The organism is Pseudomonas graminis, from assembly GCF_013201545.1.
GTDB lineage: Bacteria > Pseudomonadota > Gammaproteobacteria > Pseudomonadales > Pseudomonadaceae > Aquipseudomonas.
This window is the reverse complement of sequence record NZ_CP053746.1, coordinates 3,853,309-3,867,929: the sequence shown is the minus strand read 5'-3', so window position 1 is coordinate 3,867,929 and position 14,621 is coordinate 3,853,309. Positions and strand designations below refer to the sequence as shown.

The 14,621-nt window shown below is 61.6% G+C and carries 14 protein-coding genes; 9 read left to right on the top strand and 5 right to left on the bottom strand.

Translation table 11 applies throughout. The features are described from left to right. Positions 1–20: 20 nt before the first annotated feature. A complete protein-coding gene (locus FX982_RS17360; protein WP_122538364.1) occupies positions 21–656 on the bottom strand; it encodes a 2-dehydro-3-deoxy-6-phosphogalactonate aldolase in 636 nt (211 codons plus the stop codon). 1 nt (position 657) lies between these two features. Then, positions 658–1,674: a 2-dehydro-3-deoxygalactonokinase gene (locus tag FX982_RS17355; RefSeq protein WP_172611775.1), complete on the bottom strand. Its 1,017-nt coding sequence runs from the start codon at positions 1,672–1,674 to the stop codon at positions 658–660. A 414-nt stretch (positions 1,675–2,088) separates the two neighbouring features. On the opposite strand from FX982_RS17355, the gene FX982_RS17350 reads away from it, so the two are divergent. From FX982_RS17350 to FX982_RS17340, 3 genes are all read left to right on the top strand, one after another. Next, a complete protein-coding gene (locus tag FX982_RS17350; RefSeq protein WP_172611774.1) occupies positions 2,089–3,252 on the top strand; it encodes an acyltransferase family protein in 1,164 nt (387 codons plus the stop codon). A 587-nt stretch (positions 3,253–3,839) separates the two neighbouring features. Next, the gene (locus tag FX982_RS17345) at positions 3,840–5,498 is read left to right on the top strand and encodes a nitrite/sulfite reductase (RefSeq protein ID WP_172611773.1); all 1,659 of its coding nucleotides are present in this window, start codon (positions 3,840–3,842) and stop codon (positions 5,496–5,498) included. Then, on the top strand, positions 5,482–5,976 hold the full coding sequence (locus FX982_RS17340) for a DUF934 domain-containing protein (protein WP_074887803.1): 495 nt from the start codon (positions 5,482–5,484) through the stop codon (positions 5,974–5,976). The genes FX982_RS17345 and FX982_RS17340 overlap by 17 nt, the downstream gene beginning before the upstream one ends. A gap of 144 nt (positions 5,977–6,120) precedes the next feature. Here FX982_RS17340 and sohB read toward each other — a convergent pair whose 3' ends face one another. Continuing rightward, positions 6,121–7,143, bottom strand: coding sequence for a protease SohB (gene sohB / locus FX982_RS17335; protein ID WP_122538352.1), 1,023 nt, complete (start codon positions 7,141–7,143; stop codon positions 6,121–6,123). Positions 7,144–7,350: 207 nt separating this feature from the next. On the opposite strand from sohB, the gene FX982_RS17330 reads away from it, so the two are divergent. From FX982_RS17330 to FX982_RS17305, 6 genes are all read left to right on the top strand, one after another. After that, entirely contained in the window at positions 7,351–8,061 is a 711-nt protein-coding gene (locus tag FX982_RS17330) for a histidine phosphatase family protein (protein ID WP_172611772.1), read from the top strand. Between the two features lie 58 nt (positions 8,062–8,119). Then, on the top strand, positions 8,120–8,434 hold the full coding sequence (locus FX982_RS17325; protein WP_074887795.1) for an SCP2 sterol-binding domain-containing protein: 315 nt from the start codon (positions 8,120–8,122) through the stop codon (positions 8,432–8,434). 206 nt (positions 8,435–8,640) lie between these two features. Then, positions 8,641–9,708: a phosphotransferase family protein gene (locus FX982_RS17320; protein ID WP_172611771.1), complete on the top strand. Its 1,068-nt coding sequence runs from the start codon at positions 8,641–8,643 to the stop codon at positions 9,706–9,708. A 25-nt stretch (positions 9,709–9,733) separates the two neighbouring features. Further along, complete coding sequence (locus FX982_RS17315) at positions 9,734–10,501, top strand: SDR family oxidoreductase (protein ID WP_122538346.1); 768 nt, start codon at positions 9,734–9,736, stop codon at positions 10,499–10,501. A gap of 126 nt (positions 10,502–10,627) precedes the next feature. Further along, entirely contained in the window at positions 10,628–11,767 is a 1,140-nt protein-coding gene (locus FX982_RS17310; protein ID WP_172611770.1) for a Gfo/Idh/MocA family protein, read from the top strand. Positions 11,768–12,045: 278 nt separating this feature from the next. Then, positions 12,046–12,819 carry a TSUP family transporter gene (locus FX982_RS17305; protein WP_122538340.1) on the top strand — a complete coding sequence of 258 codons (774 nt, stop codon included), beginning with the start codon at positions 12,046–12,048 and terminating at the stop codon, positions 12,817–12,819. Here the strand turns inward: FX982_RS17305 and nudC are convergent. Continuing rightward, positions 12,781–13,635: an NAD(+) diphosphatase gene (gene nudC, locus FX982_RS17300; protein ID WP_172611769.1), complete on the bottom strand. Its 855-nt coding sequence runs from the start codon at positions 13,633–13,635 to the stop codon at positions 12,781–12,783. The genes FX982_RS17305 and nudC overlap by 39 nt on opposite strands. 89 nt (positions 13,636–13,724) lie before the next feature. Continuing rightward, positions 13,725–14,537 (bottom strand): crotonase/enoyl-CoA hydratase family protein, encoded by an 813-nt coding sequence (locus tag FX982_RS17295; protein WP_172611768.1) that lies wholly within the window; start codon positions 14,535–14,537, stop codon positions 13,725–13,727. Positions 14,538–14,621 lie beyond the last annotated feature (84 nt).

Genomic DNA, 14,621 nt, shown 5'->3' with positions numbered 1-14,621 from the left:
TGGCGCAACGAGCGGGTGGTTCACTGGTTGTTTGCTGGCTTGTGCTGGTTCCAGGCTTCAACGTAGGCCTTGGCGCTCTTTGCGACGTCCTCGGCGCTCATGCCCGGCTTGAACAAGCCCGAACCCAGACCGAAACCGGAGACCCCGGCGTCGAGAAACACCTTCATGTTGTCCGGGGTGATGCCGCCGACCGGGATCAACGCCGTGCCGGCCGGCAACACCGCCAGCCAGGCCTTGACCACCGCCGGGCCCATCTGCTCGGCAGGGAACATCTTCAGCACGTCGGCACCTTCGGCCAGCGCGGCGAAGGCTTCGGTCGGTGTGGCCACGCCCGGAGAGAGGAACAGGCCTTCGGCCTTGGCCGCGCGCAGCACCTTCGGATCGCTGTGGGGCATGACGATGACCTGACCGCCCGCTTCCTTGACCTGACGCACTTGCTCCGGCGTCAACACCGTGCCCGCACCGATCAGGCAATCGGCGGGCAGGCTCTGACGCAGCAGGCGGATGCTGTCGTACGGCTGCGGGGAATTGAGCGGCACTTCAATGACGCGGAAACCGGCGGTGTAAAGGACATCACCGATGGCCGGTGCTTCTTCGGGGCGCAGGCCGCGCAGAATCGCGACCAGACCGTTTTGCACGAGGGCTTGCTTGAGCATGTCAGTTCTCTACGTGAAGGGGCCGGGCAGCGGCCGAAGAGGAGGATTGAATCAGACCGGCCTGCACCGCGACCTGCCACAGACCGCGCTCGGTGGCCTGTTCCGCCAGGATCACCTGGGCAAAGCCATTGGCATCGAGGGCGCGCTGATAGCGGGCGATCAGGGCGTCGCTGCCGATCAGGATCACGGCAGGCAACTGCGCGTCGGTCTGGCGCAACAGTTGGGCGAGCGCGACGATTTCATGGCCGATCAACAGGCCGGACAAGTAATCGGATTGGGCAGCACCGGACAGCACGCCGGTCAAGCCGAGCGTTCGGCAACTGAAGATGGTCGACAGCGGACCTGCCGCACCGCTGGCCGAGCGAGACACTGCCACGCCCCGGTCAAACGCTTCAGCGTCGAAGGTCTCGCTGCGCTGCATCGTGCGGCCGAGTATGGTGTGGCTGGACAGCGCGGCGTAGACCTCGCCGGTCATGAAGGTATCGAAATGCTCGATCCGGCCGTCCACCGCCCTCACCCACTTCGAGTGGCTCCCGGGCAGGCCGATCAACAGTGGCTTGGCGGCTTCGCTGGCGGGCAGCGAGTCGAGAATGCCGAGGACTTGGGTTTCTTCGCCGCGCATCACGTTGGGCAGCTCGGAGCGCTGCAGGATGCCGGGAATGATGTGAACGTCGACGCCGCGCACGCTGCGCACCGTGACCAGCGCGGAACTGAGGGCGGCGACGCTGGCGGGCGTCCGCTGGTAGACGGCTTCGCGCCAGCCCTGAGCGCTGCCGACCATGCCGCAGGCGATCACCGGCAGCGTCGGTTCGGCGTCGAGCCAGTCGCCGCAGGCCTCGTCAAAAGCCAGTTCGAAGCCGTTGCAAACCTGCTGCCCGCCGATTAAGCGAGGCGTCGAGGGCAGCTGCATGATGCCCGCGTCGAGCGAACGTTGTTCCAGTACCCGGCCGTTTTCGCCGAGTCGATACGCTCGAAGGGATGTCGTACCCCAATCGAGCGCGATCAATTGCGCCTGCATGGCTTCACCTGATTGTTATTAATGAGTGAATGCGGGACGGACTATAAACCGGTTGCTGGCGATATCTCAATATATAACGCACGATCCCACATATTGGGACGACAGTGGATCGGCAAGCAAATTCGACAAATGCCTGTTCCGTCCGGGTTTGCGGTTCGGCATACTGCTGCCCGTCGCTGGCGGCACTTATATGAAGACCCGGATTCGTCTCGACGCATGGTGACCTTGGGGCTGTCCGCCTCGCGCCGTGCCTTTCGCCGGTTTTTCATGTGCCCTGCCCACTCATCGGCCTCAGTGTCGAAGGTGGTAACTTTCCTGCCTGTCGCACCCTTTCATCGTTTGCTCTGCCCTGCACGCCTGCTGGCGCCGGTTCGCGTGCCCGCACGCCTGACTCATCTGAAAAGGATCCTCAAGATGAAGCGATTCGTCGTGCTCGACAGCCTTCGCGGTCTCTGCGCCCTGACCCTGATTGTTCATCACTCGCACATCGAGCGAAGCATCACGGAGCTGGCGTTTTTCCGTAATGCCAGCCAGTTCGCCGGTTTGTTTTTTGCCCTCAGCGGCTTTCTGATGTACCGCCGCTACGTCGGCACGCCTACTACTGAGGGGCAACTCGGCGACTTCACGATGGCCCGCGCCTGCCGGGTGATGCCGCTGCACTTGGCGGTACTGTTGTTCTTCATCGGTTTCGAGTGTTTGAAGCTAGTCATGGAGCGCTACGGGCTGCTGTTGAATTTCCCGGCGTTCAGTGGTGACCGGGCGCCCGGGGAGATCCTGCCCAATGTGTTGCTGATCCAGGCGTGGTGGCCGGGCTTCAATGCGTTGTCGTTCAACTACCCGTCGTGGTGGGTCAGCGTAGCGTTTTATCTGTGGCTGATCTTCGGGCTGATCTGCTACGCGTTGCCGAGAATGGCGCGGATGCTGTTCACGCTGTTGGGCGGGTTCGCGTTTGTCGGGCTGTTCGCGGATTCCGATCTGCTGACGCGTTATGTGTTGTGGGGCGCGGCGTGTTTCTTTGCGGGCACGGTGACGTACAGGCTGTATGCGCGGCTGCGGAATTTCGCGCCGGGGGTGGCACTGGCCAGCGTGCTTGAAATGGGGATATTGGCGACGATCGGCTGGGTGATGGTGGACGGCGCGCCCCCGCTGACGATTGAACTGGCGCTGCTGTTTTGCCTGGCGATTCTGGTGTTTGCGTGGGAGGCCGGAGCGGTTTCGCGGCTGTTGCACAAGCGAGTGTTTCCGGCGCTGGGCAGGCTGTGGCTGTCGGTTTACCTGACCCATGCGGCGGTGATTTTCGTGGTCGCCACCGGGCTGACGGTGGCGGCCAAGTTCGGCGGTTACCCGCTGTTGGTGGACAGGCCGGGGGAGATGCCAGGGTCGCTGGTGCGTTATCTGAGTACGGGCAGTGCCCTGAACGACAATCTGTTGTTGCTGTTGGTGGTGGTGGCGGTTGTGGTGCTTTCGATGTTGGTTCATCGCTACATCGAGGTGCCTGGGGTGCGGTTTGGGGAGTGCTTGAGACGCAGATCGTTTCGCGGCCGGCGGAGCGATGATGTTTCTCGCATCAATGTCTGAGGGCAGAGCAGGATCAAGAGTGCTGCTCTCGGTTTAGCCCGACTTCGTCGGGTACCCTCAGTCCGGTCCGGTCAGGCATATGCACCCGCCACTCTCGATGGCGGGGCTCTCGCGGCATCGGCACTCTTCGCCGAACAGGCCATGCCCGCTACTGGTGCGTCACCCAGAACGCTACTGCCCCCACAACCAGCACAATAATGAAAAGAATGGCCCATGCATCCACATGGCTTTCGGATTTGGCAACTTTCGGGTGATTTCGCATTGCATCGCCTTTTGTCTGTTTTATGGGTGATCGCAAAACTCGCGTGCCAACGACGGAGGTCGTCAGCCATCGCCTCAGTAAAGTTCAGGGATGCCCTTATCACAAGTGAGGCTATGGCAACCCGACGTGCTGCTTAGCACTTTCGGTTCTGTGCATATACTCAAACATCACTTTTGCGCATATCTGCAAACTGGTAACCTCCCCCGGCTCCGCAAGGAGTGCGCGGCCGTGCGCGCAGATTTGTTCGGTAGCCTGAAAGCAGACGACAACGCATCGCCTTTCCGGCTGGCCCAGCAGCAGTGAACCGCCTGAGAACAGGACCACCATGTACGTATACGACGAGTACGATCAGCGGATCGTCGAGGACCGCGTCAAGCAGTTCCGCGACCAGACCCGCCGCTATCTGGCCGGCGAGCTCAGTGAAGAAGAGTTCCGCCCGCTTCGCCTGCAAAACGGCCTCTACATTCAACGCTTCGCCCCGATGCTGCGCGTGGCTGTGCCTTACGGCCAGCTGGCGTCACGCCAGGCCCGCATGCTGGCGAAGATCGCCCGCGATTACGACAAGGGCTACGCACACATCAGTACCCGCCAGAACGTGCAGTTCAACTGGCCGGCACTCGAAGACATCCCCGACATTCTCGCCGAGCTGGCCACCGTGCAGATGCACGCGATCCAGACCAGCGGCAACTGCCTGCGCAACGTCACCACGGACCAGTTCGCCGGCGTGGCAGCCGACGAGTTGGTGGACCCGCGCCCGTGGTGTGAAATCGTCCGTCAGTGGACGACCTTTCACCCGGAATTCGCCTACCTGCCGCGCAAGTTCAAGATCGCGATCAACGGCTCGACGTCCGACCGCGCCGCCATCGAAGTGCACGACATCGGCCTGGAGCCGGTCAAGAATGCTGCCGGCGAACTGGGCTTCCGCGTGCTGGTCGGCGGCGGCCTGGGCCGCACGCCAGTGGTCGGTGCGTTCATCAATGAGTTCCTGCCGTGGCAGGACCTTTTGAGCTACCTCGACGCCATCCTGCGTGTGTACAACCGCTACGGCCGTCGGGACAACAAATACAAGGCGCGCATCAAGATTTTGGTCAAGGCGCTGACGCCTGAAGTGTTCGCCGAGAAGGTCGAGGCCGAAATGGCCCACCTGCGCGGCGGCCAGACCACGCTGACCGAGGCCGAAGTGCATCGCGTCGCCAAGCACTTCGTCGACCCGGACTACAAGGCGCTGACCGATTACAGCGCCGAACTGGCTGAGCTGGATCAACAGCACCCCGGTTTCGCCCGCTGGCGCTCGCGCAACGTCCTGGCCCATAAAAAGCCGGGTTACGCCGCGGTGACGCTGTCGCTGAAACCCACGGGTGTTGCCCCGGGCGATCTCACCGACAAGCAACTGGATGGCATCGCCGACCTGGCCGACCGCTACAGCTTCGGTCAACTGCGTACGTCCCACGAGCAGAACATAATCCTGGCCGACGTTGAGCAGAGCCAACTGTTCACGATGTGGGGCGAGCTGCGCGAGCAAGGCTTCGCGACGCCAAACATTGGCCTGCTGACGGACATCATTTGCTGCCCGGGCGGCGACTTCTGCTCGCTGGCCAACGCCAAGTCGATCCCGATTGCCGAATCGATCCAGCGCCGTTTCGACGACCTTGATTACCTGTTCGACATCGGCGAGCTGGACCTCAACATCTCCGGCTGCATGAACGCCTGCGGTCACCACCACGTTGGCCACATCGGTATTCTCGGCGTGGACAAAAAGGGCGAAGAGTTCTATCAGGTGTCGCTGGGCGGCAGCGCCAGCCGCGACGCCAGCCTGGGCAAGATCCTCGGCCCGTCGTTCGCACAGGACGTCATGCCGGATGTGATCGAGAAGCTGATCAACGTCTACGTCGAGAAACGCAACGAAGACGAGCGCTTCATCGATACCTACCAGCGTATTGGCATCGACCCTTTCAAGGAGCGCGTCTATGCAGCGAATCATTAAGAACAACGCGGTCATCGACGAGACCTGGCACCTGCTGCCCAAGGACACGACGTTCGACAGCCTGTCCAACTGCGACGACCTGATCGTGCCGCTGAACCTGTGGCGCGAGCATGCCCATGCGCTAAAGGCCCGCGACGGCGGTCTGGGTGTCTGGCTGGACAGCGACGAGGAAGCCGAGGAAATCGGTGACGACGCGGATCAGTTCCAGGTCATCGCCCTGAACTTTCCGGCATTCACCGACGGCCGCAGCTACTCTAACGCCCGCCTGTTGCGTGACCGCTACGGTTACAAGGGCGAGCTGCGGGCGATTGGCGATGTGTTGCGCGATCAGCTGTTCTACCTGCACCGCTGCGGGTTCGACGCGTTCGCGATTCGTGCGGACAAGGACCCGTACGAAGCGCTGGAGGGTCTGAGGGACTTTTCCGTGACGTATCAAGCTGCCACCGACGAGCCGCTGCCGCTGTTCCGGCGCCGTTGATCCGACACTGATCCACACGCAACAAAAAGCCCCGGTTTCGTGAGAAGCCGGGGCTTTTTTAGTTCTGCGAGATCAAGCTGCAAACACCGTCAGTCCTGCGGTATGACGTCCGACGCCTTCCCGGCTAAAGCCGGTCCTACGAAATCACCAGAACCGCTGTTGCGTCAGCTTGCCCCACCAGCCTGTCACCAAATGGTCGACCGAGGTGCTCGCCGCGATGCCCACACGCTGCTGCAGGCTTTTGCGCTCGGCGTAGTGCAGATGGAACACCTCGGCGGTTTTGGCTTTCTCCGACAGGTATTCATCGCTGGTCTTCAGCTCATCCACCAGTTGCTTGTCCTTGGCCGCGATGCCCAGCCAGATCTCGCCGGTGGCGACTTCGTCGATCTGCAACTGCGGGCGGTAGCTGGCGACGAAGTTCTTGAACAGCTCGTGGGTGATGTCCAGGTCCTCCTGGAATTTCTCGCGACCCTTCTCGGTGTTTTCGCCGAACACCGTCAACGTGCGCTTGTACTCGCCGGCGGTCAGCACTTCGAAATCGATGTCGTGCTTCTTCAGCAGGCGATTGACGTTAGGCAGCTGGGCGACCACGCCAATCGACCCAAGAATCGCGAACGGCGCACTGATGATCCGGGTGCCGATGCACGCCATCATGTAGCCGCCGCTGGCCGCGACCTTGTCGATGCAAATGGTCAGCGGAATGCCCGCCTGACGAATCCGCGCCAGTTGCGACGACGCCAGACCGTAGCTGTGCACCATGCCACCGCCGCTTTCGAGGCGCAGCACTACTTCATCCTTGGGGGTGGCGAGGGTCAACAGTGCGGTGATCTCATTGCGCATGTTCTCGGTGGCCGAGGCCTTGATGTCACCGTCGAAGTCCAGCACGTAGACACGCGACTTCACCTCGGTGGACTTCTTGTCCTTTTTCAATTCCTTGGCCTGGGACTTGCGCAACGCCTTGAGCCGAGCCTTGTCCAGCAGCGAACCTTCAAGGCGATCACGCAGCCCTTTGTAGAAGTCATTGAGCTTGGTGACGTGCAACTGTCCGCCTGCACCGCGGCGCCCTCGACCTCGCATCGAGCCGATGACCACCAGCACCACGATGATCGCGATCACGATGGTGACGGTCTTTGCCAGAAAGCTGGCGTAATCGAAAATGAACTCCACAGAAACTCCTTACCGGTACAGCAGATCCTCGGCAGAGGATCGCGAATGGGGCCAAGCATACCGGCGCGCCGGTCGCCGGGCCAGTGACGAGACGGGGGATTGGGGGCCAGATCGGCCAATTCAAACGAGCGTATGTTTTTTCATTGACAGACCGCGGGCCGTCCTCATAACCTCCCAGCACTTTCAACGTGCCAGGGTGACGCGGTCGTGGGCAGCATCTATCTCATACGACATGGCCAGGCCTCGTTTGGTGCGGACGATTACGACGTCTTGTCGCCCACCGGTTTTCGCCAGTCGGAAATCCTCGGCGCACACCTCGCGCAGCTGGGCCTGACCTTCGACCGCTGCATCAGCGGCGCCCTGTACCGCCAGCGTCACACGGCTGAAACGGTGATTGCCCAGCTCAACGCCGCCGGCCTCCCCACCCCCGAACTTGAAACCGACATCGCCTTCAATGAATTCAACGCCGAAGGCGTGATCCGTGCGCTGATCCCCGCGATGCTGGATGAAGAACCCGAAGCCTTCGAGATCATGCGCGACGCCGCCAACAACCGCGCCGAGTTTCAGCGTTTGTTTGCCGCGATCATTCGCCGCTGGCTGGTGGGCGATCACGACGCCGCCGCGCTGCAGAGCTGGCAAGCGTTCGTCGAGGAGGTTGAAGCGGGCCTGAGCGGGATTCTCGACAGCGCCGGGCCAAGCGATCGCATCGCCGTGTTCACCTCCGGCGGCACCATCACTGCCCTGCTCCACCTGATTACGCAAATGCCGGCCACCCAGGCCTTCGAACTCAACTGGCACATCGTCAACACCTCGCTCAACCACCTGAAGTTCCGTGAGCGCGAGGTGTCCCTGGCTTCCTTCAACAGTTACGCGCACCTGCAACTGATGAAGGCGCCGGAGCTCATCACCTACCGCTGAGCCCCGGCCAACCGCACCCGCAAAGTGCTCGTCATCACTCATATAAAAGGATCACACCATGAGCTCCGTAGAAAACGCCGTTCAAGCCATGAAAGCCAAGTTCAACCCAGCCGCCGCTGCAGGCCTGGACCTGGTGTTCGGGTTTCGCATCGACGAAACCAAGAACTTCTCCCTGATCGTCAAGGACAGCACCTGCGAATTGCAGGAAGGCGAAAACCCGGACGCCCAGGTCACGCTGGTGATGGACGGCGAAACCCTTGAAGGCATCGTCAGCGGCGAGACCGACGGCATGCAGGCGTTCATGGGCGGCAAACTGCGCGCTGAAGGCGACATGATGCTGGCGATGAAACTGAGCGAGCTGTTCCCTTCCTGAGAACGCACCGTTCTTGCAAAAAACCGAAGCTGCCCGGCTTCGGTTTTTTTTCGCCCGGGCGACGTGCAAGACAGCGACCCCCGCCTGTGAATCAGGGCGGCTGATTGCCCCGTAACACCCACGCCAATAGCCCTTGTTCACGGGCGTGGGGGCGCATTAGATTAGCCAATGATCCTGGCCAACCAAAATAATCTGCAGGGATAAGCATGCCGCTCACCGACCAGTCCACCCAGGTTCGATCCGGCGAAGAACTCGACGCTGCGTTGATCGACCCTTACCTGAAAGCCCATATCCCCGGCCTGAGCGCCAGCGCGCAGATCAGCCAGTTTCCCGGTGGCGCGTCGAACCTGACCTATTTGCTCAAGTACCCCGAGCAGGAATTCGTCCTGCGCCGCCCGCCATTCGGTCACAAGGCGAAAAGCGCCCACGACATGGGCCGCGAATTCCGCATTCTCAATCAGTTGCGCGACGCCTTCCCTTATTGCCCCAAGGCCTATTTGCACTGCACTGACGAAAACGTGATCGGTGCCGAGTTTTACGTGATGGAGCGGGTTAAGGGCGTCATCCTGCGCTCGGAGTTGCCCGCCGAGCTGAACCTCGACGCCGCGCAAACCGAAGCCCTGTGCAAGAGCTTCATCGATCGGCTGGTCGAGCTGCATCAGGTGGATTACACCGCCTGTGGGCTGGGCGACCTGGGCAAACCCCAGGGCTATGTGGAGCGGCAGATTCGCGGCTGGACCGAGCGCTACGAGAAAGCCCGCACCGACGACGCGCCCAGCTGGGAAAAGGTCGCCCGCTGGCTGGACGAAAAAAAGCCGGACGACCATCCCGTTTCCAGTCTGGTGCACAACGATTACCGCTTCGACAACGTGATCCTCGACCCGGACAACCCGATGCATATTATCGGCGTGCTTGATTGGGAGCTGACCACGCTGGGGGATCCGCTGATGGACCTGGGCAATAGCCTGGCGTACTGGATTCAGGCGGACGACCCGGCACCGGTGCAACTGATGCGGCGTCAGCCCAGCCATGCGCCGGGCATGCTCACCCGCAAGGAGTTCGTGGCGTACTACGCCGAGCGCTCGGGCATTGCCATCGACAATTTCGACTTTTACTACACCTACGGTCTGTTCCGTCTGGCCGGCATCGTCCAGCAGATCTACTACCGCTTCTTCCACGGTCAGACCCAGGACAAGCGCTTCGCCCAGTTCATTCATATGAATACCCTGCTCGAACGCATGGCTCTGCAGGTGATTGAGCGTTCCAGCCTCTGATTGCGACACGACAAGGAAAACAACAATGTCCAAGACTCAACTGTTCGACCTCGACGGCAAGATCGCTTTCGTCTCGGGCGCCAGCCGTGGCATCGGCGAGGCGATCGCCAAGCTGCTGGCCCAGCAGGGTGCCCATGTCATCGTCTCGAGCCGCCGGATCGACGGCTGCCAGCAAGTGGCGGACGCGATCATTGCCGACGGCGGCCAAGCCACGGCCATCGCCTGCCACATCGGTGAAATGGAACAGATCACGGCGGTGTTCGCGCAGATCCGCGAGCAGTTTGGCCGCCTGGACATTCTGGTAAATAACGCAGCCACTAACCCGCAGTTTTGCAACGTGCTGGACACCGACCTCGGCGCGTTCCAGAAGACCGTCGACGTGAACATCCGCGGCTACTTCTTCATGTCGGTGGAGGCCGGCAAGCTGATGCGCGAACACGGCGGCGGCAGCATCATCAATGTGGCCTCGATCAACGGCGTCTCGCCGGGCGTGTATCAGGGCATCTATTCGGTGACCAAAGCAGCGGTGATCAACATGACCAAGGTTTTCGCCAAGGAATGCGCGCAATTCGGCATCCGTTGCAACGCCCTGCTGCCCGGCCTGACCGACACCAAATTTGCCTCGGCGCTGGTGAGCAACGAGAAGATCCTCAACACCGCATTGGCGCAGATTCCCCTGAAGCGGGTCGCGGCGCCGAGCGAAATGGCGGGGACGGTGCTGTACCTGGCCAGCGATGCCTCGAGCTACACGACGGGCGTGGCATTGAATGTGGACGGCGGTTTCCTGTCCTGAGCCTCTTGAGCACACCTGAGCCGCTGAGGTGAAACTGAGGTGTTCCTGATGGAATAAAGATTCCATCGGGAACCCCCAACAGCCTACATTTTCCGCACAACAACAGGTCTCAAAGGACACGCTGTCATGCGCGGGAATTCTCTTCCAGAACTGGGCGTCGGCCTGATTGGCACGGGCTTTATGGGTCGGGCTCATGCCCTGGCGTTTCACAACGCACGTACCACCTTCGATCTCCCCTTCAACCTCAAGCTCGTCGCGCTGGCCGATGCGGATGCTGCGCGCGCGGAAAAGTGCGCAGCCAGTTGGGGGTTCGGACGCAGTCATGGCGACTGGCAGCAGTTGGTCAGCGACCCGTCGGTCAACCTGGTAGCGATCACCACGCCGAACCTGCTGCATTTCCCCATGGCGATGGCTGCTCTTGAAGCGGGCAAAGCGGTGTACTGCGAGAAGCCGCTGGCAGTGAGTCTGGAACAGGCGCGGGAGATGCAGGCGGCAGCGCTTAAAGCCGGCGTCGTCACGAGGGTGGGCTACAACTATCAGCACAACCCGATCATCGGGCTGGCGAAGCAGATGATCGAGGGCGGCGAGCTGGGGCGGATCGTCAGTTTTCAGGGGGAGTTCAGCGAGGACTTCATGGGCAATGGGCTGTCACCGTGGTCGTGGCGCTGCGAAGAAGCCCATGCCGGCGGCGCCCTGGCGGACCTCGGCAGTCATTTGCTGGCGATGGCGCGGTACCTGCTCGGCGACGTCGACGCGGTGTGCGCGGACTCGCAAACGGTGCACCCACAACGCCCGGCCACCCGCGGCAGTGAAGAGCAACGGGCGATCAGCATCGATGACCAGACTTACGCCCTGCTGCGCTTTGCCAACGGCGCGCGTGGCACGTTCGGCAGCAGTTGGCTCAAGCATGGCTACAAAAATCATCTGAGTTTCGAAATCGGTGGCACCGAAGGCACGCTGTCGTTTGATCAAGAACGTCTTAACGAGCTGCGGCTGTACCGGGCAGGATTCCCCGGACGCGACGGGTTTCAGCGAATTCTGGCGGGGCCCGCGCAACCGGGGTATGCATCTTTCTGCCCGGCGCCGGGACATCAGCTGGGGTACAACGAGCTCAAGACGCTGGAAGTGCATGAACTGATTCAGGCGCTGGGTGGGCAGGGTTCAAACGGGACGGATTTTGCCGAAGCCATGGAAGTCGAGCGCCTGGCCACAGCGATTCGCATGGCGGCGAAAGAGATGCGCTGGGTGAGTATTTCCGATATTTGAGCCAGGTGTCATGCCGTGAGATCGAGTGTGTTCACGCCGGCCTCTTCCCGGCTGAAGCCGGTCCCACAATAAGAGCGTGCACCCCCTGACACACCGCGCGCGCTGTTAGTGGGACCGGCTTTAGCCGGGAAGACGTCAGGCAGCACACCGCGGAATTTAGGGTGTTCGCGCCGGCCTCTTCCCGGCAGAAGCCAGTCCTACTCCACCGCCCGCCTTGCAGGTAGAATGCTGCGCTTCCGGGCAGCCATTCTGCCCATCTGCCCGATAAGCGCCTTCCCATGCCTTTCGAACTCACCGTTGAACCCACCACCCTGCTGGTGTTGGCTGTCGTTGCCTTTGTCGCCGGTTTCATCGACGCCATCGCCGGTGGCGGCGGTCTGTTGACCACGCCTGCCCTGCTCACTGCCGGCCTGCCGCCGCATCTGGTGCTGGGCACCAACAAGCTCAGCTCGACCTTCGGCTCGGCCACCGCCAGCTACACCTTTTATCGCCGCAAGCTGTTTCACCCGGCGCAGTGGAAACGCGCGTTGATCGGTACGGCGGTGGGAGCGCTGATCGGCGCGGTCGTCGCACATTATTTGCCGGCCGAACTGCTGAATCAGATGCTCCCGGTGATCGTGTTCGGCTGCGGGCTGTACCTGCTGTTCGGCGGCACGCCCAAAGCACCGCTGGACAGCAACGCGCCGATCAAGACCAAATGGCAGCTGCCCCAAGGCCTGGGGCTGGGCTTTTACGACGGGGTGGCCGGACCCGGCACCGGGGCGTTCTGGACCGTCAGCACGCTGCTGATCTACCCGGTGGATCTGGTGAAAGCCAGCGGCGTGGCGCGCAGCATGAACTTCGTCAGCAACGCCGCTGCGCTGATGATCTTCGCCATCAACGGCTCGGTGGACTGGGTGATCGGATTGACGATGGGCGTGGCGGTGATGGCCGGCGCCTTCATGGGCGCCAGAACCGCGATCAAGGGCGGTGCCAAGTTCATCCGCCCTGTGTTCATCACCGTGGTGCTGGGGTTAACCGTCCGCCTGGCCTGGCAACACTGGTTCAACTGAGCCTGAGCGCTGGGCCAGGTAAAGATCGATCAGATAGCGCGCAATCGAGCGACTGGCCGGCAACGGCGGCAGATCGTGGATGCTGAACCACTGGGCGTCTTCGATTTCGTCTGCCTGGGGCACGATCTCGCCGCTGGCGTATTCGGCGTGAAAGCCGAGCATCATCGAGTGCGGGAACGGCCAGCACTGGCTGCCCTTGTACTGGATGTTCTTGACCCTCACCTGCACCTCTTCCATCACCTCGCGGCGCACGCAATCCTCGGCCGACTCTCCGGGCTCGGCGAATCCGGCCAGCGTGCTGTACACCCCGGTCAAGAAACGCGGTGAACGCGCCAGCAGCACTTCGTCGCCGCGGGTGATCAGTACGATCATGCTCGGCGAGATCCGCGGATAAGCACGCAGATCGCAATGCGGGCAATACATCGCCCGCTCCCCCGGCACCTGCCGGGCCGGCTGGCCGCAACGGCCACAAAAACGATGTTCACGGGCCCAGGTGCTGATCTGCGCCGCGTAACCGAGCATCTGGAACACCTCGGCGTCGTCGGCGAGCATGAACTGGCGCAGGGTTTGCCACTGCGCACCCTCTACATCCAACGCCTGCGCATCTCGAAGTGTCTGCACGTACACCGGTTCGCCGTCAAAATGGCCAATGCCGTGCTCATGCATCAAGGACAAATCCTGCCGCTTCAGCCACTCGCGCGGGAACAGCACGCCGTTGCTGTCCTTCAAAAAGCCCTGGTCACTCTGAACCACAGCCCAACCGCCGGGTGCCTGAACATCAAGCACGGCGGTGGTCCAACGCTTCGGGCGTGTCATGCCTCAACTCCTCTGATCACCGACCTGACCGTCTGCAGCTTGATGAAGTGCTCAGAAGCGGCAGGCAGTTATGCATTCAAATAGGTCAGTCAATTGTCGAAGACCGGCTTTTGTTTGCTCATGTGAGCCACCATCGCCAGCTTCAGGTCGGCCGATTGCAACATGGCAGCGTTCCAGGTGGCAACGTATTCGAGGCCGTCGTCCACGCTGTGATCGCGCATGTAGCCGATCATGCGCTTGCTGCCACTGATGGCGATGGGTGATTTGCTTGCGATGTCACGGGCAATGCCGAACACGCCGTCGAGCAGCTGCGGCAGGTCGGTGAACGTGCGGTTGACCAGGCCGATGCGCAGCGCTTCTTCGGCGCCAACGTTACGCCCGGTGTAGGCCATTTCACGCATCATGCCATCGCCGATCAAGCGCGGCAGCCGCTGCAACGTGCCAACGTCTGCCGCCATGCCCATGTCGATCTCGCGAATGGAAAACAGCGCATCGTCCGCCCCATAGCGCATGTCACAGGCGCTGATCAGATCGATGGCGCCGCCGATGCAGTAGCCTTGAATGGCCGCGAGCACCGGTTTGCTGCAGCGGTCGACAACGCTGAAGGATTCCTGCATCTGCAGGATCTTGCGCCTCAGCAGGCGCGCGTTGCGGCCCACGTCCTTGCCCAGCTCGTTGGCTACCGACGCGAGCAGCGTCAGGTCAATGCCGGCTGAAAAGTGCTTGCCGGCGCCACTGAGCACGACCACGCGGACGTCGTCGGTGTCCTCGATCCAGCGAAATATCTCGACGATCTCCTGCCAGAACGCCGCGTTCATCGCGTTGATTTTTTCCGGGCGATTGATTTGCACATGGGCAATGTGGTCGGCCAGTTCGACCTTGAACGCACTGTAGTCAGACACGATGTTGATCCTTCCAGGGGCAGACGAGGTTTATTCCTTGACGCCGGATCATAGCAAGTCAGTATGTGCGCTCGCAGGCCACGG